The 26,083-nt window shown below is 38.4% G+C and carries 26 protein-coding genes, 1 pseudogene, 1 riboswitch and 1 other annotated feature; of the genes and pseudogenes, 6 read left to right on the top strand and 21 right to left on the bottom strand.

Going from position 1 to position 26,083, the window contains the following annotated elements:
- Nucleotides 1-145 precede the first annotated feature (145 nt).
- Nucleotides 146-400 (top strand): annotated as a pseudogene (locus KFO35_RS14165) (beta-galactosidase); the annotation flags it as partial.
- Between the two features lie 126 nt (nt 401-526).
- On the opposite strand, the gene KFO35_RS08165 reads toward KFO35_RS14165, so the two are convergent.
- The 5 genes from KFO35_RS08165 to nagB all read right to left on the bottom strand — a co-directional run bounded on the left by KFO35_RS08165 (nt 527) and on the right by nagB (nt 6,455).
- Nucleotides 527-1,360 (bottom strand): hypothetical protein, encoded by an 834-nt coding sequence (locus KFO35_RS08165; protein ID WP_002290562.1) that lies wholly within the window; start codon nt 1,358-1,360, stop codon nt 527-529.
- Nucleotides 1,347-3,083, bottom strand: coding sequence for a DUF2264 domain-containing protein (locus tag KFO35_RS08160; protein WP_130624802.1), 1,737 nt, complete (start codon nt 3,081-3,083; stop codon nt 1,347-1,349). The genes KFO35_RS08165 and KFO35_RS08160 overlap by 14 nt, the downstream gene beginning before the upstream one ends.
- Before the next feature lie 380 nt (nt 3,084-3,463).
- Nucleotides 3,464-4,603 carry an AI-2E family transporter gene (locus tag KFO35_RS08155; RefSeq protein ID WP_156272415.1) on the bottom strand — a complete coding sequence of 380 codons (1,140 nt, stop codon included), beginning with the start codon at nt 4,601-4,603 and terminating at the stop codon, nt 3,464-3,466.
- Nucleotides 4,604-4,781: 178 nt separating this feature from the next.
- On the bottom strand, nt 4,782-5,495 hold the full coding sequence (locus KFO35_RS08150) for an MgtC/SapB family protein (RefSeq protein WP_002290559.1): 714 nt from the start codon (nt 5,493-5,495) through the stop codon (nt 4,782-4,784).
- A gap of 258 nt (nt 5,496-5,753) precedes the next feature.
- Entirely contained in the window at nt 5,754-6,455 is a 702-nt protein-coding gene (gene nagB / locus KFO35_RS08145; RefSeq protein ID WP_002315673.1) for a glucosamine-6-phosphate deaminase, read from the bottom strand.
- A gap of 233 nt (nt 6,456-6,688) precedes the next feature.
- Between nagB and KFO35_RS08140 the strand changes: the two genes are divergently transcribed.
- Complete coding sequence (locus KFO35_RS08140) at nt 6,689-8,221, top strand: ABC-F family ATP-binding cassette domain-containing protein (protein ID WP_002290558.1); 1,533 nt, start codon at nt 6,689-6,691, stop codon at nt 8,219-8,221.
- A 55-nt stretch (nt 8,222-8,276) separates the two neighbouring features.
- Here KFO35_RS08140 and KFO35_RS08135 read toward each other — a convergent pair whose 3' ends face one another.
- From KFO35_RS08135 to rplK, 6 genes are all read right to left on the bottom strand, one after another.
- Entirely contained in the window at nt 8,277-9,467 is a 1,191-nt protein-coding gene (locus KFO35_RS08135) for an MFS transporter (RefSeq protein ID WP_070704436.1), read from the bottom strand.
- Between the two features lie 81 nt (nt 9,468-9,548).
- Nucleotides 9,549-10,238, bottom strand: a complete 690-nt coding sequence (locus KFO35_RS08130; RefSeq protein ID WP_002291632.1) for a TVP38/TMEM64 family protein — start codon at nt 10,236-10,238, stop codon at nt 9,549-9,551.
- 106 nt (nt 10,239-10,344) lie between these two features.
- Nucleotides 10,345-10,713, bottom strand: coding sequence for a 50S ribosomal protein L7/L12 (gene rplL / locus KFO35_RS08125; protein ID WP_002291633.1), 369 nt, complete (start codon nt 10,711-10,713; stop codon nt 10,345-10,347).
- A 52-nt stretch (nt 10,714-10,765) separates the two neighbouring features.
- Nucleotides 10,766-11,269, bottom strand: a complete 504-nt coding sequence (rplJ, locus tag KFO35_RS08120; protein WP_002291634.1) for a 50S ribosomal protein L10 — start codon at nt 11,267-11,269, stop codon at nt 10,766-10,768.
- Between the two features lie 203 nt (nt 11,270-11,472).
- Nucleotides 11,473-11,600 (bottom strand) — a sequence feature (ribosomal protein L10 leader region).
- A gap of 78 nt (nt 11,601-11,678) precedes the next feature.
- Nucleotides 11,679-12,368, bottom strand: coding sequence for a 50S ribosomal protein L1 (gene rplA, locus KFO35_RS08115; RefSeq protein WP_002291636.1), 690 nt, complete (start codon nt 12,366-12,368; stop codon nt 11,679-11,681).
- A 103-nt stretch (nt 12,369-12,471) separates the two neighbouring features.
- On the bottom strand, nt 12,472-12,894 hold the full coding sequence (rplK, locus tag KFO35_RS08110; protein WP_002291638.1) for a 50S ribosomal protein L11: 423 nt from the start codon (nt 12,892-12,894) through the stop codon (nt 12,472-12,474).
- 343 nt (nt 12,895-13,237) lie between these two features.
- Here rplK and sdaAB point away from each other — a divergent pair, with 343 nt between their 5' ends.
- Nucleotides 13,238-13,906 carry an L-serine ammonia-lyase, iron-sulfur-dependent subunit beta gene (sdaAB, locus tag KFO35_RS08105; protein WP_002315670.1) on the top strand — a complete coding sequence of 223 codons (669 nt, stop codon included), beginning with the start codon at nt 13,238-13,240 and terminating at the stop codon, nt 13,904-13,906.
- A gap of 12 nt (nt 13,907-13,918) precedes the next feature.
- The gene (gene sdaAA / locus KFO35_RS08100) at nt 13,919-14,791 is read left to right on the top strand and encodes an L-serine ammonia-lyase, iron-sulfur-dependent, subunit alpha (RefSeq protein WP_156272261.1); all 873 of its coding nucleotides are present in this window, start codon (nt 13,919-13,921) and stop codon (nt 14,789-14,791) included.
- A gap of 92 nt (nt 14,792-14,883) precedes the next feature.
- Here the strand turns inward: sdaAA and KFO35_RS08095 are convergent, their stop codons facing one another.
- The 5 genes from KFO35_RS08095 to rpmG form a co-directional block, all read right to left on the bottom strand.
- On the bottom strand, nt 14,884-15,984 hold the full coding sequence (locus KFO35_RS08095; RefSeq protein WP_002315669.1) for a lactate oxidase: 1,101 nt from the start codon (nt 15,982-15,984) through the stop codon (nt 14,884-14,886).
- Nucleotides 15,985-16,075: 91 nt separating this feature from the next.
- Nucleotides 16,076-16,981, bottom strand: coding sequence for an alpha/beta fold hydrolase (locus KFO35_RS08090; RefSeq protein ID WP_083314214.1), 906 nt, complete (start codon nt 16,979-16,981; stop codon nt 16,076-16,078).
- Between the two features lie 65 nt (nt 16,982-17,046).
- Nucleotides 17,047-17,592: a transcription termination/antitermination protein NusG gene (gene nusG, locus KFO35_RS08085; protein WP_002294580.1), complete on the bottom strand. Its 546-nt coding sequence runs from the start codon at nt 17,590-17,592 to the stop codon at nt 17,047-17,049.
- Nucleotides 17,593-17,692: 100 nt separating this feature from the next.
- Complete coding sequence (gene secE, locus KFO35_RS08080) at nt 17,693-17,863, bottom strand: preprotein translocase subunit SecE (RefSeq protein ID WP_002309994.1); 171 nt, start codon at nt 17,861-17,863, stop codon at nt 17,693-17,695.
- A gap of 20 nt (nt 17,864-17,883) precedes the next feature.
- Entirely contained in the window at nt 17,884-18,036 is a 153-nt protein-coding gene (rpmG, locus tag KFO35_RS08075) for a 50S ribosomal protein L33 (RefSeq protein ID WP_002294578.1), read from the bottom strand.
- 161 nt (nt 18,037-18,197) lie between these two features.
- Between rpmG and cbpA the strand changes: the two genes are divergently transcribed.
- The gene (cbpA, locus tag KFO35_RS08070) at nt 18,198-18,842 is read left to right on the top strand and encodes a cyclic di-AMP binding protein CbpA (RefSeq protein WP_002315667.1); all 645 of its coding nucleotides are present in this window, start codon (nt 18,198-18,200) and stop codon (nt 18,840-18,842) included.
- A 55-nt stretch (nt 18,843-18,897) separates the two neighbouring features.
- Here the strand turns inward: cbpA and KFO35_RS08065 are convergent, their stop codons facing one another.
- Nucleotides 18,898-19,401: a QueT transporter family protein gene (locus tag KFO35_RS08065; RefSeq protein WP_002315666.1), complete on the bottom strand. Its 504-nt coding sequence runs from the start codon at nt 19,399-19,401 to the stop codon at nt 18,898-18,900.
- Nucleotides 19,402-19,413: 12 nt separating this feature from the next.
- Nucleotides 19,414-19,460, bottom strand: a riboswitch (PreQ1 riboswitch).
- A gap of 539 nt (nt 19,461-19,999) precedes the next feature.
- On the opposite strand from KFO35_RS08065, the gene KFO35_RS08060 reads away from it, so the two are divergent.
- Nucleotides 20,000-20,962, top strand: coding sequence for a diacylglycerol/lipid kinase family protein (locus KFO35_RS08060; protein WP_002315665.1), 963 nt, complete (start codon nt 20,000-20,002; stop codon nt 20,960-20,962).
- A gap of 231 nt (nt 20,963-21,193) precedes the next feature.
- Here the strand turns inward: KFO35_RS08060 and recD2 are convergent, their stop codons facing one another.
- The 4 genes from recD2 to KFO35_RS08040 all read right to left on the bottom strand — a co-directional run bounded on the left by recD2 (nt 21,194) and on the right by KFO35_RS08040 (nt 26,082).
- Nucleotides 21,194-23,764, bottom strand: a complete 2,571-nt coding sequence (gene recD2, locus KFO35_RS08055; protein WP_156272263.1) for an SF1B family DNA helicase RecD2 — start codon at nt 23,762-23,764, stop codon at nt 21,194-21,196.
- A 19-nt stretch (nt 23,765-23,783) separates the two neighbouring features.
- A complete protein-coding gene (locus tag KFO35_RS08050) occupies nt 23,784-24,443 on the bottom strand; it encodes a histidine phosphatase family protein (RefSeq protein WP_002315663.1) in 660 nt (219 codons plus the stop codon).
- Between the two features lie 48 nt (nt 24,444-24,491).
- Nucleotides 24,492-24,995: a tRNA (uridine(34)/cytosine(34)/5-carboxymethylaminomethyluridine(34)-2'-O)-methyltransferase TrmL gene (gene trmL / locus KFO35_RS08045; RefSeq protein WP_167513745.1), complete on the bottom strand. Its 504-nt coding sequence runs from the start codon at nt 24,993-24,995 to the stop codon at nt 24,492-24,494.
- A gap of 220 nt (nt 24,996-25,215) precedes the next feature.
- Nucleotides 25,216-26,082 carry a methyltransferase domain-containing protein gene (locus KFO35_RS08040; RefSeq protein ID WP_002315661.1) on the bottom strand — a complete coding sequence of 289 codons (867 nt, stop codon included), beginning with the start codon at nt 26,080-26,082 and terminating at the stop codon, nt 25,216-25,218.
- Between the last annotated feature and the right edge of the window lies 1 nt (nt 26,083).

The raw sequence follows: 26,083 nt of genomic DNA, 5'->3' as shown, positions 1-26,083 counted from the left end.
CAGTAAAGAAGTTCGGTTTTTGATAGGGACTCGTAGTCCTCAAGGCTTTGTTCGAACTTTCTTTCACTCTTCACTATAATCTAAAAATAGAAAATAGAGGAGAACATCATTCGTCAATGATGTTCCCCTCTAATCTTAGTATGTTTTTTATCAATTTGAGTTTGATCTTGCTGAAGAAGCAGATACTTATATCGATTGTTCTTTATATGGTAAGGGGGTCGTCATCATCAATGGATTCAATCTTGGGAGGTACTGGAATCATGGGCCTGTTTTATCACTATATTGTCCAAAAGATGTACTAAAAAAAGGCAGAAATGAAGTGATTATTTTTGAAACAGAAGGTATATCGATTGATACATTGATTTTTTCAGATCAACCAATAAAAAAAGATTTGTCATGAACGATTCAAAATAATCATCCTGTAAATTAGCTTATACAAAAAGGGAGTCCTACGAAAATCATTATTCGATTTTCAAAACGGATTCCCTTTTATAGTGAATAGCTTTTCTATCATTATTTCTCTTAATCAAGTACAAGTGATTACTTCTCGTCCGAAAATCTCAATTTGTGTTAATGCTGGGAATGGTGACGTATCTTCTGCTTTTTTCAAATTTTTCAAAGTAACTGAACTCGTCATTTTTTCAGGAAAGTAAAACGATTGAAATTCAAGCGTATCTGTTGTTGCTACTTTTATTGTTTCTCCATCAGAAAAACAAATAGAAACTTCTGTCCAATAGCTATCATGTGGATAATCTCCTCGAAACAAAAGATTTACTCGATCGGTTTGGATTGAGCGTCCAAAGTCGATCGTCAAAGTTGCATCTTTTTGCTGATTGATTCCCCAAGAAGTAAATGGATAGGATCCATGTGAGCGATTACCAAACTTTCCGTCAATCGCATTTTTAGCAAAAAAAGTCACATCATTTCTCGTCTCTACATTAGCATATGCATGTGGATATGCTCCACTGAACAATTTTTGATCATGAGGGTTTGTAGATACATTCCGATAGCTTTCCACTTCAAAATCATAGGCTTTACGAACATATATGTGATGTCTTTTTGAACGAAATCCCGTCTCTACTGAAGCTTTCGTTTCTTCTAGCGGAATCACATATTCCCATTTCTTCTCTGGAATATAAAGAAGTGTCGGTGCCAATGTTTCATCTAATTGCACAACAAAATAGTGATCATTTTTCTCTTTCGTTATGACCAGTTTGTCTCCTACTTCATATGTGTGATTTTTGATTGCTAAAACTGCTATTTCTTCTCCATTTGCAGAAAATGCGGTTTCTTTTTTCTCGTGATCGATTTTGCCAATAACTACTTGATTATTTTTATTTTTTAGATCAATTTGGATCATTTTTTTCTCCTCCATTTATTATTCCGCCAACTAAACAAATAAAGCGATGGGTACCAGGTTCGATTTTCTTTTTCAAATAGGGAAGATTGGTTCTTGGAAAGAATACAGAAGTATTTGGTTCTAGCACCTGAATCCCTGCTTCTTCATACCCCTCGATTGCAATGATTTGAGACACATGCGTTTCTTTTATTTTTGCACAGTCTTTCGCCAAAGTTATTTCTGGTTCTTTTACCAAAAGACTAAATCCGCCTTCTCTTATCTCTAAAGGAATCGTCGTATATATCTCATGGAATCGAACATGCCATTCACCAAATGGGTAAATTTCTGTTTGGATCAGCACTTCTTGGAATGGTTGCCATTCATACATAACAGAAGTCTCTGTTGCTTCACTACTTCGTACCTTTTTCTTTGTCCTGAAATATTCACCGTCTCTTGAAAGAGCTAATGTATTATCAAATGCCCCTTCTCCATATGTGATTCCCGCTTTTGGCACACTAAAGCCGAATTTAGTAGAGTAGACAAACTTACTATACTTCGCTGGGGCATGCGCTTGGCCCTCAATCATCAAACCATATGGATAACCAAGTACATGTTTTCCTTCTTTTGCCTGACACAAAAGCATATTTCCATTATCAATCAATCTTTTCTCTTTGGTATTGACTGGTTCAGGTTTGGCTTTCCAATACGGATGTTCTTTTTTTGTTGCTAGTAATAAAAATACTTTTAATGCCCAATAGGGAGACCCAGGTGCGTTATAACCTTCTGCCATCACAAGGTTCTCATAATGATACCCAATGGATAGCCGTCCGTCATAAGTAAAGATATCGTGTGTCATCCACTGCTTCATATGGTTGGAAAGAAGCGTCTTTATCTGACCCCAAGGGATTGCTTCCGCTTCTGCAAAAATCAATGCAGAAAAAAAAGCACCTTGTGCAAATCGATAGATGAGACTTCGTCCATAAGGTAACGCTTCTCCATCGGAATCGAAATAATAAATATAGTCCTTCGTAAACTCTTTTGCACGATCGATGAATTTTTCTGACCATTCAGGAAAGTCATCTTTCATTAATTTGGCAAAAATCAATCCATAATAATGAAAAGCAAAAGGAACATAGTAATCTTTTTGCGAAGATTTACCGTCGATATACCAGCCTTTTCCTACATACATCGTGTCAATAAAGCGTAATTCTGCTTCCATTTTTTCTTTATCTAATGATTCACCACAATGTTTTAAAGCGATTCGGATCAAAATTTTGAAAAATGTCCAATTATTTTTAGGTATTTTTTTATCTAAGGCTTGTTTTAGCCAATGAATCAACTGTTGTTTGGAAGTGCCTGACAGTTCATCAAAGAAATAGTTTCGATTCAATAACAGATTCAAAGATAACGCTGCCATTTCTACGATATATTGATCATAATCGTTAATATCTCCCCAATAAAATGAATCTTTTGGATTCATCCCTTTCAAGATTTTCTTTCGATAGATGTCTTTCAACTCATCTTTCGTCCCATTATTCATCCAATAAGGTGCCAGTCCCCATAATGGACGAATAAATGCCTCCATCTCTGCTCTCTTCTCGTCATAAACAGCGCCGCTACTCCCTAGACGTACTCCTGGTTTTTCACTATTGAATAGTCCCTGTTTTAAAGGCAGAATCATCTCCTCTAGTGCTTCTTCGAAATCGCGCCGCGTCAAAAATAGATTTTGTTTTAACTGATTCATGACAACCCTCCGAATTCTTTTTCTTTAGGATACCATGGTAGAAAATCGGTTTCAGGAGAGACTTCTGAGTGAGATGAAAATAAAATGAGTGAGAAAGCAGGATAATCAAAACTTAATATGTTAGCACACTTAGTATTGTTTTCTCTTGGAAGCATTTCTTGTGATTTCTTCTTTTTACTTACTCTATCTAAAATGAAAGAAATCTAATATACCTTTGAGCCATTTCCAGTAAACAATATTTACCCCATGATTTGTTAATTCGTCCACCCTAAACAGGACGGAACGGTTAGGTTATAAAAAAGCATCCACTGGATCATATAAATAAGAATCTCAGCATACATCTAAATAAAATGAACGCTAAGATCCCCTTTTAAATAGGCTTATTCACTTGTTTCTTCCAGCACTTTTGGACTATCTAACTTTTCAGAAACATGTTCCATTCTTCTCAATAAATAGATTTTCCGGATATTTAATATTATCGTCTTAATGACTGCATAGACAGGTATACAAATCAGCATGCCTAATATTCCTGCGACACTTCCTGCTCCAATCAATACCAAGATGATCGTCAGTGGATGGATATTCATTGATTTCCCAAACAACAACGGCTTGATCAAATTTCCATCTAATTGTTGGATCACTAGAATCGACAACGCCATGTACAAAGCTTGAAATGGAGAGATAAACAAACCGACAATGATTGCTGGTACTGCTCCAATAAAAGGGCCGACATATGGGATAATATTCGTGATGCCGCAAATGACCGCAAGCAATAAGCTATAAGGCTGATTGAATATTCTCATTGCCAAAAAGCTCATCACACCAATAATCAAAGCATCTAAGATCGTACTGCTGATATAGGCAGACAATGTTTCATTTAATTCTTTCACTGTTTGGCGCAACTCTTTACGAATCGCTTTCGGAAAAAAATGAGACAACGCATCAATAAATTTGTGTCCATCCTTAAACATAAACAGCAAGATAAATGGAACGGTAAATAACAAAATAAAAAATTGCATCATGAATGAAATGATTTTAGTGACACTTGCAGATAAGCTGACCAATATGATATTGAACAAATTACTGAGAGATAAATTCGCTGATGCTAATTGTTCTTCCAAATTGAAATTTTTAAACTCTTCTCGCTGCGCCAATTCATTTAACCATTTGCTTGTTTCATCTGCATAGATTGACAGGCTCTGAGTCAATTGAATCGTCTGCTCCACTAACTGAGGCACTACATTCATGACAGTCAAAACAACTAAAATGATCACGACCAAAAATGTCAATAAAAAACCGAACACTCTCGGAATCCGATGCTTTTCGAGAAAAACAACGATTGGATCGAACATATAATAGATAAAACCAGCCACAAGCAACGGCAAAAAAATAGCCGAAAGCATTTTCAATATTGGACTAAAAATATTCGGCATTTGTAAAATAAAATACACGCCGACGATCGTGAGTACTAGCTCCACTGTCCAGAAAAATAATTTTGATTGTTTAAAACGTGATTGCATACCTCTCCTCCAAATTCCTTTGATACTTCTATTTTATCATTTAACAAAGAATTACGCGCTGAGATTTTCATTTGCTTAAAAAAAACAAAATAAAAAAGGAAAGGTATTATACTGATCAGAAGAGTACTTCAACAAAAACACGATCCGCCCAAAATAAAAATCGTTTTGGGCAGATCGTTTATTGCGCAATACTGACTAAATGCAGCTTTGTGATATTTTTGTGCACGGACAATTCCTCGATCACATCGGCATAAGTGAGTCCTTTAGGAAGATCGATCGTATATATATTTTTATATACACGATAGTCATCAACGAATTTCACATCAAAATTCACATCTTCGATCACGATATTTTTCTCTTCAAAATAATCGGTAAGAAAATCTTTGGTTTCTTTTCTATGGATAAATTGGATTTCTAACTTTTTAGTCGTAGGTACATGGATCACGCGTTTCACTACTGTGAGTGCAATAGCAATCCCGATAAAACTGATGATCGCAATGGAATAGTAACCCATGCCGATGGCGATCCCTAATCCGGCAATAGCCCATAAAGAAGCGGCAGTCGTAAGTCCCGTCACTGATTGTTTCGTGACGATGATCGTTCCAGCACCTAAGAAACCGACGCCACTCACTACTTGAGCAATCAGCCTTGCTTCATCTGAACGGATCGTTCCAGCAAGCTGTGGATACGCTAAAGCATCTCTTAATGCTCCACTAGCGATCTCGACTTGGATCAATGCAATGATACATGCTCCCATACAAACTAAAATATGTGTACGCATCCCTGCTGGGCGATTTTTATATTGTCGCTCAAAGCCAATTGCTCCGCCAAATAGCATAGCGATCCCTAAACGTAAAATAATCTCTGGAATTGTCAATACCATATCATTCATCTAAACACCCTCCTGTCCAATATATCATGTCTGAAAGGAGCAGACAAAAAAAGTGCAATTTTTACCTCTTACGAAAAAGAGCGTGGGACAAAAGTAAAGAAAAACTTTTGTCTCACGCTCTAAACATGTGTAAACGGCGGAAGCAGAAGCAACTCCTTCGGAAATAAGCTGAAATTCACAAAAATTTGAAAAGCAATTTTCGTGAATTCCTTCTTATTTCTTGGAGTTAAACGCTTCTGTCCCAGCCTCTTTTGTAAATTACAATTTACTTGCTGCTTCTTCATCGATGATCACAACGACATTGTCGTGGTTTTGCAATACACTTGCTGGTAAATGATTCGTTACAGGTCCTTCAATCATCCCTTTGATTGCATCAGCTTTGCTTTCGCCAAACGCCATCAAGACGATTTCTTTACTTTTCATGATCGAGCCAATTCCCATTGAAACAGCTTTTGTTGGTACATCTTCTGCTTTATCAAAGAATCGTTTGTTTGCATTGATCGTTGATTCTGTCAAATCAACTACTGAAGTTGTTCCGTCAAATGAAGCACCAGGTTCATTGAAACCGATATGTCCATTTTGCCCGATTCCTAAAATTTGGATATCGATTGGATGAGCATCGATGATTTGATCATACTTTTTGCATGCTGCTTCCAGATCTTCTGCTTTCCCATCTGGCACAAATGTTTCTTTGAATGGTTTTTTATCAAATAATTGGACATCCATGAAATGGCGGTAGCTTTGTTCATCTGAACCACCTAGTCCAACGTACTCATCTAAGTTTACAGAAGTCATTTCACTGAAATCCAAATCGCTTGAAGTCATTTCTTTATATAAAGTAACTGGTGTGCTTCCTGTTGCCAATCCTAAGACTTTTGCACCTTTGTTCATACCTTCTTTGATGATTTCAAATGCTTTTTTTCCGCCTTTTTCAGCGTTTTTTACACGAATGATTTCCATAGTGATTGCTCCTTTGTGTTTTGGTATAGCCCAATTATAACATTCTTTTTTTCTTTTTACAATAATCAGTATAGACCAAATTCTATTTTTTTCATTTTCTTGACAACAAAAGGGCATCCGTGTTAGGTTTCATAAGATGGTTCAATCAAACAATCCATGTTGCATGAAAACCAAGCACTTGATTCACTGTGGACGCTTTATGTCTACAGTTTTTTTATGAAAAAGGAGTTATTATGAGTATACTGACATTAAACAACATCACCCAGCAGTTCGGCGATAAAATCCTCTATGAAGGAGTCGATCTGCAATTAAACGCTGGCGAACATCTTGGGCTGATCGGACAAAACGGAGCCGGCAAAAGTACATTGATTAAAATCATCACTGGTGAGATCCTGCCAGATGACGGACAGATCCATTGGCAAAAAAATATTCATAAAGGTTACCTCGATCAATATGTAGAAGTCGATGAAACATTAACGATCGAAGAATTTCTAAAAACTGCGTACGCAAAAGAATACGAAAAGGAAGAAAAAATTGCTTTTCTTTACCAAACATATAGCGAGACCTTCGATGATTCCTTGCTGGAAAAAGCTGGGAAACTCCAAACGGAATTAGACCAAGGAGTGTTTTATCAAATCGACACCTTAGTTGCTGAGATGAGCAGCGGGTTGGGAATCGATGTCTTAGGTTTAGATTCACTGTTGAAAAATCTAAGTGGTGGACAACGATCAAAGGTGATTTTAGCAAAACTACTTTTAGAAAACCCAGATGTTCTGATCTTAGATGAACCAACCAATCACTTAGATGATCAGCATATCCAATGGCTGACGCAGTTTCTTCAGGATTTTGACGGTGCGTATATCGTGATTTCCCATGACCAAGAATTTCTTGATCAGATCACCACCCATATCGCAGACATCGAGTTTGGAAAGATTACTAAGTATACTGGCCATCTAAAACAAGCATTAAAACAAAAGGAACAAAATCGCGAAAGCTATTTGCGCCAATATCATGCTCAACAAAAACAAATCGAAAAGACCGAAGCTTATATTCGGAAATACAAAGCCGGTTCCCGATCAACGATGGCAAAAAGCCGACAAAAACAATTAGATAAAATCGAACGGCTGACACCTCCCGCTTCAGCAAGTAAAGCTGTCTTTGATTTTCCATTCTCTCCTATTGTCACGACGTTGGCAGTGGAAACAACTGATTTAGTCATCGGCTATGATCGACCGCTACTTGCACCCATCAATTTGACCATCCGGTTTGGTGAAAATATTGCCATTCGAGGCTTCAACGGGATTGGGAAATCTACTTTGTTAAAAACATTGATTGGTGAGATCGAAAAAATAAGTGGCGATTTCCACTTCCCAGATAACACAAAAATCAATTACTTTTCACAAGATCTGTACTGGGAAAATCCATTAGAAACACCACTACAATACTTAAGTAGTCAATTTCCAAAAGCAACTATCAAAGAATTACGTCGCCAATTAGCTAAAGCTGGACTAGTCAATCAATTAGCAAGCGAACCTCTCACTACATTAAGTGGTGGAGAACAAACCAAGGTGAAACTTGCACAGTTGACAATGAACCAAGGTAATTTACTGATTCTCGATGAACCGACGAACCATATTGATCAAGAAACGAAAGAAAGCTTACAAGATGGCATTCAGAAATTTCCAGGAACGGTGATCATCGTCTCTCATGAACAAGAATTTTATCAAGATCTTGTTCAACGAGTTATTGAGATCGAGCCAAAATAATGAGACAAAAAGACAAAAAAACTGATGATAGCATGATCATCAGTTTTTTTGTTGTTCAGTTTTCTTTTTTCTCTCGAAAAACAACGAATTGAAAGAAAAACGCACATCCCTGAAAAACAAGTCCGCTAACCGTTACACCTAACCAACCATACTGCTGCCACATGGTCGTCCCTAGCAATGAACCAGCCGCACCTCCAATAAAGTACATAAACATAAATACAGTATTATTTCGGTTGCTTGCTGCTTCACCTAGTCCTTGTACTCGTGTTTGATTGGCGACTTGACCAAATTGATTCCCGACGTCTAATAAAATAATAGCTAAAAGCAAAATGGCCAAATGGCTTCCGCCAACCAATAAAGCAATAAAACTTATTGTTTGCATAACAAGTCCCATATATACAATTTTTCTTTCAGAATAAGAATCTGCCAGTCGTCCCACGATAGGTGCAGCGACTGCTCCAGACAACCCAAAAATCGCTAATATCCCTGCTTCAAAAGTCCCCCAATTGTAAGCGGGACTGCTGATATAAAAAATCAACGTAGACCAAAAGATCGAAAATGTGCCAAACATAAAAAATCCGCTGACTGCCGCTTCTCTTAATAAACGTTGAGAGGCAACTAAATGCGGCAAACTTTTGAGTGAATCAAGGTATGAAACAGATGTACTACTTTGCTGGACAGAACGCGGCATCTTCCAGTAAAGCAGAAGTGTAAGAATCCCGACGGCACATAAAGCAAATAAATAGATCATCCGCCAAGAAAAAAGACTGGCAACAATACCAGATACCGTCCGAGAAAGCAAAATCCCCAAGAGTAAACCGCTAAGCAATGTTCCCATGACTTTTCCTCTTGCTTTTGGTCCCGCTAGTACCGCACCGTAAGGAATGATGATTTGCGGCACGATCGAAAGTAATCCTATTAAAAAAGAAGCGCATGCAAATAACGTAAACGAAGGCGCAAAAAAAGCGGCCAACAGCGAGATAGCAGATAACGCTGCCATTCGTATAATTAATTTTGGACGATCCACCACGTCCCCTAAAGGAACTAAAAACAGTAGCCCTAGTGCATAGCCTAACTGGGTCAGCATTGTCAATATCCCGACTGCACTTGTGCTAACAGATAAACTAGCTGCTACTTTTGTTCCAATCGGCTGGATATAATACATATTAGCAACAACGACGCCGCAAGTGATTGATAATAATAAAATAAGCGATGTTGTTAAAGATGTTTTTTCTTTACTCTCCATTGATTTCCCCCATTTCCTATCTTAGTTTACAACTTATGGAAAAGATTGGAAATAGAAAAATACAACTATTCGCCATACTTATTATTTTTGTCTTTGTTTTCCTTGTTTTTTCTTACGATCTTTATAAATGAAGACAACTAACCCTACTAACACAGTAACACTTGCAACCAACGTGACTGCAGTTTTGTTATATCCGTGAAACAGAGCTTCTCCACCACACGCATACAACACAGATGAAGGGATGACTCCAATCACGATCGACATTACGATTTGCTGAAGAGGCAGTTTCATCGCATCTGCAGCAAAATTGACCATAGAAGATGGGATCACCGGTATCATGTAACCTAACATTACGCCTATTTTTGGATGTCTCATTTGCCGAATGGATCGCACCCAATGATTTTTTTCAGTTTTCTTGTCTAAAAACTTCAATCGATGCATCAAAAACACAGCGGAGATATTGCCCAGAGCATTCCCTAAAACATTGATACCTGCCCCAATGAACGGACCAAAGCTCAATCCGGCAATGACACCAATAACCGAAGTAGGGATACCGGGAACAGCACACATCACTGCCGTTAATACGACTAAAAGAAGCCCTGCGAAAAATCCGTGAGAACGGATATGAGCCAGTAGCTGTGCTTTACTTGCTTTCGGGTTCAAAAATAATTGTATATCTGTCTGGTATTCCAAATACAACCGATAGCCCACCATCAGTATCAGAACGATTCCCAACGTGATCAAAATCAATCGGATTTTTTTCTTTTTCATATTACCTCCTGAAAAAAACTATATTCATTAAATAATAGTTTAACATAAAAACAAAAAAGCACCGAAATCCAAGATAGGATCTCAGTGCTTTTAAATAGTTAAAAAATTATTTAACAGTTACAGATGCGCCAACTTCTTCAAGTTTAGCTTTCAATTCGTCAGCTTCTTCTTTAGATACGCCTTCTTTAACTGGTGCAGGAGCGCCATCAACTACAGCTTTAGCTTCTTTCAAGCCTAAGCCAGTTGCTTCACGAACTGCTTTGATAACTTTAACTTTTTGGTCTCCAGCTGCAGTTAATTCTACAGTGAATTCTGTTTGTTCTTCAGCAGCAGCAGCGCCACCAGCAGCAGCTACAGCTACAGGAGCAGCAGCAGATACGCCAAATTCTTCTTCAATAGCTTTAACTAGGTCGTTAAGTTCTAGGATAGTTGCTTCTTTTAACTCAGCAACGATGTTTTCAATGTTCAATGCCATTATAATTTCCTCCGTTTAAATGTTCTTTTTTATTTAATACTTTATGCGGCAATTAAGCTGCATCTCCATCTTCTTTGTCTGCCACTGCTTTGACAGCGTAAGCCACGTTGCGGACTGGCGCTTGTAGTACAGATAGCAACATAGATAGAAGTCCTTCGCGATTTGGCAATTTTGCCAATGCTGTGATTTCTTCCAATGAAGATACTTTACCTTCGATGATACCGCCTTTGATTTCTAATGCTTTTGCTTCTTTAGCAAATTCGTCCATGATTTTCGCTGGTGCAACTACATCTTCGTTACTGAATGCAACGGCTGTAGGTCCAGTGAATACTTCGTCCATGCCTTCAAGGCCAGCTTTTTTAGCTGCACGTGAAAGAATTGAGTTTTTGATAACTTTCATTTCTACGTTAGCATCACGAAGTTGTTTACGTAAACGTGTTACTTCATCAACTGTTAATCCGCGGTAGTCAACGACTACTACTGATGCAGCTGCTGTAAATTTTTCGCTTACTTCATCAACGATTGCTGCTTTTTTTGCGATAATTGCTTCACTCATTTTTGAGTTTCACCTCCTGAATTTTGATGGAAGAGTTTTTTGAACTGAAAAGGCAAATCACTTGTATAGTTTCTTTGCTCAGCCAGTATTGTTTATCATCTATTCTCTTCGTTCATAGTGATTCTACTCGCTTTGCTCGAAAGGAAACTCCTTTCGCTTTGCTCAACCAGTATTGTTCATCATCTATTCACTTCGTTCATAGTGATTCACAATAAAAAACTCTATGCCACCGCAGACATAGAGGGACTATTGAATATATTCAATAAACGTCCTCGGTAGGAAATTAAGGCTTGGAGCCACCTACTGTCTTCGGTACAAGTTAATTATTAACCTCAACTAGCTTAGCATGCTAAACTAGTTGAGTCAAGAATTATTTTTCAGTTGGATCAATCAACGTTCTAATATTTGATTAGAAAGAAGCTTGGTCAACATGGATACCAGGTCCAAATGTTGTTGTGATCGTTACATTTTTCATGTATTGACCTTTAGCTGCTGATGGTTTAGCTTTTAGCAATACATCATGGATTGTTGCAAAGTTTTCAACTAATTTTTCATCATCAAATGAAACTTTTCCGATTGGTACATGGATGTTTCCAGCTTTGTCTACACGGTAAGTTACTTTACCAGCTTTCACTTCGTTTACTGCTTTTGTTACATCCATTGTAACTGTACCAGTTTTAGGGTTTGGCATTAAGCCTTTTGGTCCTAATACACGTCCTAGACGACCTACAGTAGCCATCATATCAGGTGTTGCAACAACTACGTCAAAGTCAAACCATCCGTTTTGGATTTTTTGAACCATGTCGTCGTCACCTACGAAATCTGCACCAGCTGCTTCAGCTTCTTTTGCTTTGTCTCCTTTAGCAAAAACTAAAACAGTTTGTGTTTTACCAGTTCCGTTTGGTAATACAACAGCACCACGGATTTGTTGGTCTGCTTTTTTAGGGTCTACGTTCAAACGGTATGCAACTTCAACTGTTGCATCAAATTTTGCAATGTTTGTTTCTTTTGCTAAAGCTACTGCTTCGGCAACAGGATAAACTTTACTTGAATCAACTTTTTTTAATGCATCTTGCATTTTTTTGCTCTTTTTAGCCATTTTGGTTCCTCCTTGATTGTGGTTATAACGGTTGTACCTCCCACGTGTTCTATATCTTTCAATATAGAGCCAACTGAGAAGCTGCTGTCTTAGGGTGTAGAGATTATTCTACAGTGATCCCCATGCTTCGTGCAGTTCCTTCAACCATGCGCATTGCTGCTTCAACGTTAGCTGCGTTTAGGTCTTCCATTTTTAATTCAGCGATTTCTCTTACTTGATCGCTAGAAACTTTCGCAACTTTATTTTTGTTTGGTTCACCTGAACCTTTTTCGATTTTAGCTGCTTTTTTCAATAGAACAGCAGCTGGCGGTGTTTTTGTAACGAATGTGAATGAACGGTCTTCGTATACAGAAATAACAACCGGAATGATCAAACCTGCTTGATCAGCTGTACGAGCGTTGAATTCTTTTGTGAATCCCATGATATTGATACCCGCTTGACCTAGTGCAGGACCTACTGGTGGAGCTGGAGTTGCTTTCCCTGCAGGAATTTGCAATTTAACGATTTTTTCTACTTTCTTTGCCACGAGACATACCTCCTTAAGTCCGTGATGTGGTTAATTGGAGATGCATATTTCTCCTCCCACGTTTTATCTGATCTGAAAAAATCCAGACAAATAATGTGCAAAACAATGCACACTGGTACAGTATAGCAAATTTATTTGTTTTTTCAAGATTTTTTTCTGCTATTTTTACATTTTGCTTGAATAAACGCTAAATTTATTCTAAAAAAACAACAATTTTTCGTTCCCATTTCTTCTTTTATGTTACACTTGCGCTAGCATGGTTCAACAGATGAAAGCAAACAATAACGCGGTTTTTTTAGACCCTTGTACAAAGATTCCTACATAACAAAATGAGGTGGAGAAAATGAAAGATTTAAGGTATAGAAGTGTCTTTGATATTATTGGACCTGTGATGATTGGTCCAAGTAGCTCCCACACAGCTGGAGCAGCTAGAATTGGGAAGATCGTACGCAGTATATTTGGCGAGCAACCTGATTCTGTAGATATTTATCTATATGAATCATTTGCAAAAACCTATCGGGGGCACGGAACAGACATTGCATTAGTTGGCGGTCTATTAGGAATGGAACCTGATGATGAACGTTTAGCTGATTCTTTGAAATTGGCATATGAAGCAGGCATGGAAGTCTTGTTTGTTCCTAAGAGTGAAAAAGCCGAACATCCGAATTCTGTAAAGATGCTTCTAAAAAAAGGAACACGAAAGCTTTCAGTTACTGGCATTTCGATCGGCGGTGGCAATATCCAGATTTCTGAATTGAATGGATTCAAAATTTCTTTAAGCATGGGAACACCTACCTTGATCGTTGTTCACCAAGATGTTCCAGGGATGATCGCTAAAGTGACTGGTATACTTTCTGAAACCAATACGAATATCGGTACTATGACAGTGACACGGGAATCAAAAGGCGAAAGTGCCATCATGATCATTGAAGTAGATAATCCTCAAGTTGAAGAAACAGTAAGAAGACTCAAACATCTGCCAAATATCGACAGCGTAAACTATTTCGATTAAGGAGCTGAAAAAATGTTTTTATCGATTGAAGAATTAGTAGACCAAGCGAAAGCTTATTCAAGTGTAGCAGAATTGATGATTGCAGTTGAAATGGAAATGAGCGGTCGTTCCCGTAGTCAGATCATTGCGATTATGGAAAAAAATCTTTCAGTAATGGAACAATCGATCAACGAGGGAAAAGAAGGTGTCACCTCCGTCACAGGGATTACCGGTGGCGACGCAAAAAAATTAGATGATTATTTGAACGAGGCAGATTTTTTGAGCGGAGAAACGATCTTAAAGGCTGTACGCAACGCTGTAGCTGTTAACGAAGTCAATGCAAAAATGGGATTGATTTGTGCTACACCGACTGCTGGAAGTGCGGGGGTTGTTCCTGGTGTGTTAATGGCTGTCCGAGATCGGCTTGGTTTGTCACATGAACAGCAATTGGAATTCTTGTTTACTGCTGGCGCTTTCGGGTTAGTAATCGCGAACAACGCTTCTATTAGTGGCGCAGAAGGGGGTTGTCAAGCAGAAGTTGGTTCTGCAAGTGCAATGGCGGCGGCAGCTTTGGTTTGCGCAAAAAACGGGACTCCTCATCAAGCAGCTCAAGCAGTAGCCATCACATTGAAAAATATGATGGGACTGATTTGCGATCCTGTTGCAGGTTTAGTTGAAGTACCTTGTGTCAAACGTAATGCTTTAGGGTCTTCTCAAGCTTTCATCTCTACTGACATGGCATTAGCGGGTATCGAAAGTGTCATTCCACCGGATGAAGTCGTTGCTGCGATGTATCAAGTCGGACGACAAATGCCATCGATTTTCAAAGAGACAGCAGAAGGCGGCTTAGCTGTTACGCCAACTGCTAAGCGACTTACAGAAGAGATTTTAAATAAGAGGTCGTAAAAAAGCTGCCTAGTTTCGAGTATTAAGAGATTAGTTATTTCCATCACAAAAAAACGAAGAGACGCACAGTTAGGCCTCTCTTCGTTTTTTTATTAATCCATCAATTTCGTATTTTTTACTTCATCAATCGTTTTTGTTCCTGCAAGTTGCATCGTGATCGACAATTCTTTGTTCAGGTGTTCAAAAACAGAAGTTACCCCTTCTGCCCCACCTAGATTCAATCCATAGATCACTGGTCGGCCAATCGCAACTAAGTCAGCACCACTTGCCAAAGCTTTAAAGACATGTTCTCCTCGACGGACGCCAGAGTCGAAAATCACTGGTACACGTTTATTGACTACTTCGGCAATTTTTGGCAATACTTCAAAGGAAGCAGGACCTCCGTCTAATTGTCGCCCCCCATGATTAGATACCCAGATACCATCTGCCCCTGCAGAGATAGCGATGACTGCATCTTCTGGCGATTGTATTCCTTTTACGATGACTGGAAGATTGGTGATTTCTTTGATTGTTTTGATGTCATCTGGTGTCAAGCCTTGTTTTGCAGCTGCATAAATTTCTGCAATTCCTTTTCCTTCGCCATTCCCACTTGCACTTTGTTCGCTATAAGCAGCTAAATTAGGCATTGGTAATGGAAATTGGAATTGATTGATCACATCTTCTTCACGGTAACCACCGAGCGTTGAATCTGCCGTTAAAATGATGGCTTTAGCCCCTGCTTCTACTGCTTTTTTCAAAATGAACTCATTGAATCCATCGTCTTTACTCATATATAATTGGAAAAACTGCGGTGCACCTGGCGCTGCATCTGCTGCATCTTTGATTGTCGTGTTCGCATAAGTGCTGATGGAAAAGATTGATCCAGCAGCAGCTACCCCTTTAGCTGTATCAGCTTCCCCTTTTTCATGTGCCAATCCTTGGGCCGCTGATGGCGCTTGGATAATCGGTGTGTCTAATTCAATTCCAAAAACTGATGTATGCAAATCTGCTGAGTCGATTCCGCGTAATATCCGTGGCATGATTTTTTTTGTATTAAAAGAAGTCGTATTTTCTTTCATCGTCCACTCATCTTCAGAACCACCGCGAATATAGCCAAAAGCTCCTGCTTCCATGCGCTCTTTTACACGACCTTCTAGTGAGGCAATGTTTACGATATCGATTGGATGTTCTTCATTACTTGTATGATAAGTCATAGTAGATCCTTCTTTCATCTTCTTGATTACATATAAATCATACTATCCTTACAAAAAGTAAGCAAACATTTACTCTCGGATCCTTTTCTTGCTATTCGTTCCAAACAAATCGACTAACAAGCTGATCTACTTCTTGGTTTTCATGAAGCATACTATGAGCGGCATTTTCGCCTTTTACTATTTTTTCTTCTACTTCATTTCCGTGTTGTTTCAACAACGCATAGACAGCTAATGCACTGTTTAACGGTACTGTCCCATCACTCAAGTCTGCTTCATCTAATTGTCCGGCAATCAGGAAAAATCGAGTAGTTGTAGGCATATTTCCGATCATTTGCTGATAATCTTGATAGCGGCTAGAAACAACAGCAGGCCCCTTTGCTAACTCCTCTGTCAGAGATTGCCCACTGTCATCGACAAAATCATTAAAAGGTGCACCAATTGCCGTAAATGTCTGAACTTGCGGCAATGACGTATCCTGTCCATATGTTCCTAAATAGCGTAATGCACTAACCCCTCCCATGGAATGCCCCACTATGTTGACTTTGTCTATGCCCTCGTTTTCTTTCAGATACAAAAGACAAGATTTGATCCATTCTGCTTGGTTCCACTCGTTGTTTTTATTATCTTCAAACAATACTTGGACCATCGGATTGTCTGCTTTTCCAGACAAGTCCCCTTCTGCTTGTATTTGTCCATCTGCTCCTACTATTAAAACTAATTCTTTTACTGCTTTTTGATTTTTTTCCAAACGTTGCAACATCCCTTTAAAGGAATTTTCTGTCCCGCTGTAGCCATGGAAAAAAAGTGTTGGAATAGTGGTTTTTTCTATCAATTTACTGGATTCTACCGTTTTTTCTTTATCAGAAACTGCAGTAGTATTCGTCTTCGTCATCTGGCAACCACTTATCGCAAACAAGCTGATAAGCACTAAAGCTGCTGTAGCCGCATGTTTGCATACATTTTTGATTTGATTTGTCATTCGCCTCTTCCTTTCCATATAGAAAAAAGAAAGACTTGAAAGGTCAATCGTATGATCGACATTTCAAGTCTTTTTATTAATCATTAATCGATTTTATCTACTTGATCGAAATCAAGTTCTGTACTTGTTTCACGACCAAACATATCGATGTTGACTTTCAATTTTTCTTTTTCTCCATCAACTTCTGTTACTTGTCCTTCTAATCCAGCAAATGCGCCTTCGATGATTTTCACAACTTCGCCAACTTCTACTTCTAGATCATTTTGTCGTAGACTCATGCCGATAGAACGCAAGATATGATTGACTTCTTCTGGAAGTAGTGGTGCTGGTTTGCTTCCAGCTCCGTGTGAACCAACGAATCCTGTCACACCTGGTGTGTTACGGACAACATACCAGGAAGCGTCTGTCATGATCATTTCAACAAGAACATATCCTGGAAATGTTTTATGAACGATTTCTTTTTCTTTCCCATTTTTGACTTCTGTTTCTTTTTCTTCAGGAACAACGACACGGAAAATAAAGTCGGCCATTTTCATACTTTGCGCACGAGATTCGATATTTGCTTTTACTTTGTTTTCATATCCTGAATATGTATGCAAGACATACCAGTTTTTTTCAAAAGATTCCATTGAAGGCTCCTCATTTCATTGTAAAATAAAAAAACCTCAGTACACCCGAAGTTTTTCTTTCGCTTCATTATAGCACTAAAAGCACATTGTGGCTAGCGAGTTATTTTAAGATCCAGCCAAATAAACTTTGGATTGCTGTATCCATTACGTAAAACATCAATCCGAAAAGAATAGAAGTTTCGATAACTACCAACGTATCTTTACGAAGTTGTTTTCTGTTTGGCCAAGTTACTTGTTTGATTTCATCTTTTACGCTTTTTAGAAATTTCATGAGACATCCTCCTTTGCTGTTTATTTCGTTTCTTTATGTAATGTATATTGATTACAATATTTACAAAATTTGTTGATTTCTAAACGTTCGCCGCTTTTTCCTTCACTGACTGATTTTGTGTAGTTACGAGACCCGCAAACGGAACAAGCGAGTGCTGCTTTTTTCTTTGCCATTTACTTCTGCCCCCTTGCTGAGAATCAGACTTATACTTAATAACAGTATCACGTAACTTTTTACTTGTCAATTTGTGAAATAAACTATCTATTGTTTTAGATAAAATTATGATATGATTAATTTGAAATTAAGCTAAAATGAGACAATTGGAGGTATAGCGATGCTATTAAAAACACTTGTATATAAGAAAAAAGATCTGACAACCGTTACAGAGACTAGTACATTAGAAGAAGCATTAAAAATTTTAGAAACTTCCGGATACCGTTGTGTGCCGATCTTAGATTCTTCAGGGAATATTTTCCGTGGAAATATTTACAAAATGCACATCTATCGTCATAAAGCAAACGGCGGTGATATGACGCTTCCTGTCACTCATCTTTTGAAAAATGCCACAAAGTTCATTTATCTGGATACTTCTTTCTTCAAAGTATTCTTTACGATCAAAGAGCTTCCTTATATTGCTGTCCTTGACAGTGAAAATCATTTTTATGGTATTTTGACACATAGCACATTACTTAATATGCTCTCTCAATCTTGGAGCGTAGAACAAGGAAGCTATGTACTGACAATTGCTTCTACAGGAAAGCAAGGAGATCTGGCTGCTATCGCAAAAATCATTTCAAAACACAGTAGCATTGCCAGCTGCATTACTCTTGATATTGAAAAAGACGAATACATCCGACGTACATTGATTACGCTGCCGGCGAACACTGAACCAAAAGTATGTGAAACGATCGTCAACCACTTAGAGAAAAAGAATTATAAAGTGGTAGAAATCGAAAATTTGCAAAACCAAGAAGCATAATAAAAACGACAAAAGAAATACAGCTCAGCTGCTTTCTTTTGTCGTTTTTTTACAATTAGACACGCTTTTCAAAATCAAGCGAACGATCTAAATAATACATCAGTGGTGCTGAAACAGCCATGATGATGAACTCGCTTAATGCAAGTGTACCATAGGTTGTCCAAAATGCTTGGCCACCTGTCGGAACTAGCATATAAGCAATCAATCCCATGCTGATGGTAAAGAAGATCGTGTTCAATACTAAACGCATCTTTACATTTTTCACTTTGTTTTGCAACAAAGCTGTCAGACCTAAAGAAAGCAATGTTTGGCCACCACCGAAAACCACATCCATGATACCAAATCCAAAGAAGGCATTATAGACGATGACCCCGCCCAAAACTCCCCAAAGTAATTTACGGTTAAAGACAACTAAATGATTCAAACTTTCTGAAATACGAAACTGGATCGGCCCTGAGGATACAGGCGCAACTAAAATAGTTAACGCTAGATAAAGAGCCATGACGATACCATTTACAACGATTACGGACAACCGTTGTCTGCTTTTCGTTTTTTGCATTTTCTCTCCTCGTTTCTCCTAGTTTTTTTAACGCGGGATGGTTGATGAACCGCGATTATGTGAAACAAACAATAATTATAACAGACTTTTCATTTATTTCAATCTGTCTTATCTACTTTTGAAAAAAGTAAACAAGCAAAATGTAAACGTTTGCTAAAAGTCTCAAAATATGGTATAAGATAAGTGTAAGGGGTCATAAGAATTCCCAGTAAAGCAGACGAAGTAGGTTCTGCACGAACAGAATTGTTGTGAAACTTAAATAAATAAAAAAGGATGTGGGAATTTGAGCAACCTCTTACTAGAGAATAGTCTAGCAGGCAGCTGAAGGTCTAAGTGGACATACCGAACCTTGGAACTTCTCCTTACGTAAGTAATGGATGATGCGCTTGCTAGGCTTTTTTGTGTTTTTCGGTCTCCAGACCTTTTTCATTCTCCTAGTCTTCTGCTATAATAACCAAGAATTAATTTTGTAACAGGTGTTTTTTTGTAAAAAACAAGTTTCTTTCATTCCAAAAATAGAAAAAGCTTGCTAATTATTGGTTAACCAGCAAACAGGATGATTAAAATATCTTGTTTTATTGAATAGCAGGAGGAAAATATGAAATTCCATTATCATTTATTGATCAATCCATCGGCAGGCAGTGGAAACGGCCTTAAAGTAGCAGAAAAAATCTTGCCGGTATTAAAAAATAAACATGTCGACTATACCCTTCATTACAGTGAATACAAAGGACATGATGCGGAGATTACTGAAATTCTGGCAAAAGAAACATTAGTACCTTGGACAGAAGAACAGGAAACAATCGAAACTTTCCCTCTTTTGATCATCGTAGGAGGAGACGGTACCTTGCATCAGGTACTTGATACTTTCTATCAGATGGAAGTTGAATTTCCTGTTGCTTATATTCCAGCAGGCTCTGGAAATGATTTTGCTCGAGGAGCGGGACTTTCCAAGAATCCTAAAAAAGCACTTCAGCTGATTTTAGCAGCTCAATCACCAGATAAAGTCCATATAATGGCTTATGAAGAAAAAATAAGTGAAAAAAAAGGAATAGCTGTTAATAATTTCGGTATTGGGTTAGATGCGGCTATCGTCCACGCGACAAATCATTCTTCTACAAAAGAGCGATTGAACAAATACAACTTAGGTTCTTTTTCGTATTTGTTCTCTATTCTCCGGACTTTATTTACTCAAAAAGGATTTCCAATTCTAGTGGATGCAGGAGGAAAGCAGTTAAGTTTTTCAAATGCATTTTTATGTACAGCAACGAAGCATCCTTTTTTTGGAGGAGGAATCGCAATTGCTCCAACTGCAGATGCGTCTAAACCAGTCATTGATTTTGTCATGGTCGAACGAATCAATATTTTTAAAATCATATGGCTTATCCTTTTACTTATGCAGAAAAAACAATTGAAATCGAAATATTTCCATCACTACACAACAAACAGATTACGAATCGTTTCAACAACGCCGCAATATGGTCAAGAAGATGGAGAAGATGTCGCTCCTCGTCCTTTTGATCTGCAATTTTCTACAAAAAACCAGTTATTTTTCAAGTAATTTCGAGTATAAAGAAAAATTTTGCGGAAACGGTTGCTCGCATTTTTGCAAAAATTTGTCTTCATACCGAGAAACTGGCTTTTGAACACCGTTTACCAAGAAGAGCCTACAATTTCACTCCAACTCACCAAGAATAATTTCAAAAAGCGGATGAGGCACAAGTCGTGTCACATCCGCTTTTTAAGTGATCAATATTGCCGACAAATAGCGCATACGTATCGTCAGATTCTTTTATAATGTATACGGTGTAATGTTTTCCATACCAATCATTGGATCTACTAATTTCTGATTAATCGCTTCTGCAGTAAGAACGAACTCCTTAGGAACAGCAGGTTCTATCTCTTCTTTCTTTTCTTCCACAATCGATGAAGAAAACAGATCTGGTTCCACTGTTTCCATTACTTGGTTTTTCGATTCATTCGTTCCACTGTCGTCTTTTATAGGTAACTGTTCTTTTATGTCCTGCGACTCTTTCGTATAGGTCCCATCTTCAAATAGATCATTTCCAATCAAAGAATCTTCATAAGCTGCTAATTTTGTCCGCAGAGTGATAGTCATTTTTTCATTATCGATGATTCTTGATTTCAACGTAGTCATTCGGCTTGCCGATTCATTCGCTACACAAGTGGCATACGCTTGCTCTTCCCCTAACAAAATCAACAGTTCCTTACTCCGAGTAACCGCCGTGTAGAGTAGATTACGCTGAAGCATGCGCTGATATTGATGAACCATGGGCAAAATGACCATTTTGAATTCACTGCCCTGTGATTTATGGATCGAGCAACAATAAGAAAGAGTAATTTTATTCCACTCGTTTCTTTTATAAGTGACCTCATTTGCATCAAACTGGATAACTAATTCATCCACTTTATCTTCCGAATCTTTTGCCAAGATAATCCCCGTGATTTCTCCCATATCCCCATTGAATACATTCAATTCAGGAGTATTGACTAACTGGAGTACTTTGTCTCCTATCCGATAAACGGTGTCGTTCCAATGCACTTCCTTTTTCCCAGGTCTCCCTGGATTGAATATCTCCTGCATCATTTTATTTAACGCATCGATTCCTGCAGGTCCCCGATACATTGGTGCTAATACTTGGATATCTTGTGCACGGAATCCCTTATTTTTCGCCTTTTCCACAATTTTAGAGATCAGGGGTTCAATTTGATACGCGTCGCTTCGGAAATAGGAACGATCTTTTTGATTCTTTGTGAAATCTTTTGGTAGACGCCCTTCTTTGATTTCATGGGCAAGAGGAATAATACTAGAACCATCACCTTGTCGATAGATCTGATTGAGTTCCATTTTAGGAATTTGTTCGATTTCCAAAAGGTCATGTAGCACTTGTCCAGGACCGACAGAAGGAAGCTGATCTTTATCTCCTACTAGGATAACTTGCATATTCGTCGGAATCGCTTTGAATAATGTGTTAGCCAGCCATGTATCGACCATAGACATCTCATCAACGATCAAAAGTCCGCCTTCTAATTCTTTCGTGCTGACTGAAGGTGTTTTTTCTCGTCCATTCAGCCCAAGTAAACGATGGATTGTGCTGGCAGGCAGACCTGTTGTCTCGTTCATTCGTTTAGCTGCCCGGCCAGTGGGTGCTGCAAGCAGAATAGGAAAAATTTCTTGGGTATATTTTGACGGGTCCAATTCCAGACCATTCAACTCTGCAAAAAGATTAACGATCCCATTGATCACAGTAGTTTTCCCCGTACCTGGTCCTCCTGTTAAAATAAATAGAGGAGAACGGATGGCTTCAGCGATTGCTTGTTCTTGCGAGGGTCCATATTGTATACCGAATATTTTTTCGATACGCCGAATATTTTTCTGCACTTCTTTTTCAGGATAATGGATTTCTTTTTTACGGCTGAGCAGACGTTGGATGGAATTGCCGATTCCCCATTCAGAAAAATACAAACTGTTTTCGTAAAGATTCGTTTCTTCTTGTTGGATTTTTCCTTCTTCAACAAGCTGGATAATCACAGTAGCAACCTGATCAGGCAGAATTTCGATTGGACGACTTGTTTCTAAAATACGGATGGTTTGCTGAAGCAATGTTTCCGCCGGTACGTATGTATCTCCTGTTTGAACAGCATGCTGAAAAATCTGATGCAAGATGGCTGCTCGGATTCTTCTAGGTGAATCTGCTGCAATACCGATTTGTTCGGCTAGATTATCTGCACGTTTGAACCCGATTCCTTCTATGTCTTCGACTAGCTGATACGGATTTTCTTCGATGATATCCAAAGACTCGTTCTTATAGGTCTGATAAATACTGAAGGCTAACTGACTACCGAATCCATAACGATTCAATCCCATGATTACTTGATCCATCCCGTGATTTAGACGAATCGTTTCAGCAAGCATTTCTCTTTTTGGCTTCGTTAAACCAGAGACTTGTTTTAATACCGAAGGATCAGCAATGATTTTTTCGATAGCATCTTCTCCCAGCAACTCGACGATTTTCTCTGCTGTTTTCTTACCGATCCCAGGGAATTTTTCGCTGGAAAGATAAGCTACGATCCCATTCGCAGTTGTTGGTTTTTCTTGCTCATATCTTTCGACTTTAAGCTGTCTTCCGTATTTAGGGTGATCCACTAGTTCTCCATAAAAACGATAGGTCTCATTTTCTTGGATATCGCCAAAGCTTCCGGTAACTACAATTTCTTTTTCACGGTAATCAGCTGTGGTTTCGCTGATGTGTACCAAAAGCACTTTGTAAAAATTACTAGGATTTTGAAAAAAAATCGCGGCAACTGTACCAACGAAATAAGGCATTTCTTCTGGCTGCATCGGAAGCCGCCTCCTTCTTCTATAGTAAAGGTTCTGGTGCTGTTTCAGTTCCTAAAAAATCTGTTTGGTTCCATACTTTCAGTTCATACGTCAATAATTTGCAAGGCTCTTCAGTCTCTAAAATCGTCAGGCTGCTATTGAACAAACCGCCCATTTCCCGCAACTCACTTAGCTCTTTCCCTGTCATCCATTGAATGGCAGCAGTTAATGAGGCCCCATGACCTACGAATAAAAGAGGTCCGTTTTTATGTTGAGCAACCGCATCCGCTACAACAGTTTCAATACGTGTGATTGCTGATTCAATCGTTTCTCCATGAAAAGGAGAAGGATCATATAGATCTAAGTGATTACGCAAATTCGGCAGATTCTCTGGGTATTTCTGATACATTTCATCGATTGATTGTCCTTCTAAAGTACCTAGCCCTAGTTCTCGCAGTTTATCTGTATAAAAAATCTCTACCGGACGAGCAAGCTCTTTATTGATACCTTCTGCTGTATCGCGTGCTCGTTTTGCTGTACTGGAATAAATTGCTTTAAAAGGAACATATTTTACTTTTTTCCCAAATGCTTTGATTTCTTCATAACTTTGAGGCAAAAGCGGAGAATCGCCATTGCTCCCTTGAAAACGTCTTTCCTGATTCCATTGTGTCTTCCCATGTCGGGTAAAATATAGTTCCATACGCAGCAAACTCCTGTCTTTCTTTTATTTTACTCTATAATAAACTGTCTAATCCAGCTTGTCATTTTCATAATGGTGCGTTAATTCTAAATTAGGGAATCCTTGCTGACGAAGTGCTTCGTACACAATCATTGCAGCTGTATTCGATAAATTCAATGAACGAACATGCTCATCATTCATAGGGATGCGCAAACACTTTTCCTCGTTTTCGCGCATAAACGCTTCTGGCAAGCCAGTTGTTTCCTTTCCAAATAAAAAGAAGTGCTCTTCTCCATCAGCAAAACTTTCTTCACTGTATACCTTATGGGCAAATTTTGAGATCAAGTGTAGTTTACGATCACCTAAAAATGCTAAAAAAGCTTCTAAATCACTGTGATGAGTAATATTTACATCATTCCAATAATCTAACCCTGCTCGTTTCAGATGTTTGTCATCCGTTGAAAAACCTAGGGGCTCAATTAAATGAAGCGGCGTATTCGTGGCCGCACACGTACGGGCAATATTTCCGGTGTTTGCAGGTATTAACGGTTCGAATAAAACGATATGATTCATCAGGATCATTCCTCTCATATTTATGTTCGTTTCTATTTTCTGACAATTTGATTTTTGCATAAAAAAAAACGTATCAACTCGGTGTCAGTCACTGCGAGTCGTTACGTTAGTGAAGCTCTTCTCACTAACTTTTATCAGAACAGGAACCTGATAAAAACCAATGAAAAAACAACTTGTTGCTACTATAACACCCTCAACTTACTTTTGCAACCTCTACTCTTTAAAAACTACTAGAAAACCGTTTTCTCTTAGTTCCTTTTAATAATTCTATGTCAATTGTAATCTTATTCAAAGGATTCTTGTACAAGTCTGCTTTGATTTCTTCCTCCACTTGCCACTCTAAGGGCGACATTGCTAAAAGATCTTTTCGATTTTCTTCTGGTATCTCAAATTCATAGGTCACACGCTGACGTTCAGTTAGTTTCATTGATTCAGTAAACTTTGCGACTACACGATCATTGGAATAACTTTGCTTTTCAGGTTGATTCGGATAAAAAGCCTGGCGCAGTTCTTTTAAATAATTTTCTTGCGGCACTACTTTCAGCACCTCTCCATCTTCTGACAGTACACGTTGAAATTCTTGGTAATGAGAAGGCGAAAAGATATTTAAGATCGTGTTAAATGTCTGATCAGCAAATGGCAAATTGGTCAAATCCGCTACACACCAAAATGCCTCGACAGATTGTTCCGTAGCTGCATAGACCCCTTCTTTTGAAATATCAAATCCAACAGCAGTTTGAATCTTTTTCAATTTTGAAAGTTCATTCAAGAAGCTTCCTTCTCCGCAGCCGACATCTAATAGCGAGACTTCATTAGGCAGATGCTGTGCGATAGTCTCAATAACAGGCTGATACATGCCTGATTGGATCATTCTACGCCTTGGAACGAACATTTCTTGATCATATTCTGTTTTAACCGCGTGGGATAAAAAGTAAAGTGTTCCTTTTTTGGACAGATCAAAACGGTGATTCTTTTTGCATATCAAGCCATTATCAGACTTTTCTACCTCTTCTTGGCAAACTGGACAGCGGAACAGCTGATGTTTTTCTGCCAAAAACTGGCGTCCTCGGTCAATTTTTTTTAACATA

Origin of the sequence: Enterococcus lactis, assembly GCF_015751045.1 — a bacterium.
In the GTDB taxonomy this organism is placed as follows: Bacteria; Bacillota; Bacilli; order Lactobacillales; family Enterococcaceae; genus Enterococcus_B; species Enterococcus_B lactis.
Note: the sequence above shows the minus strand (reverse complement) of the source record. Positions and strands in the feature narration are given on the sequence as shown.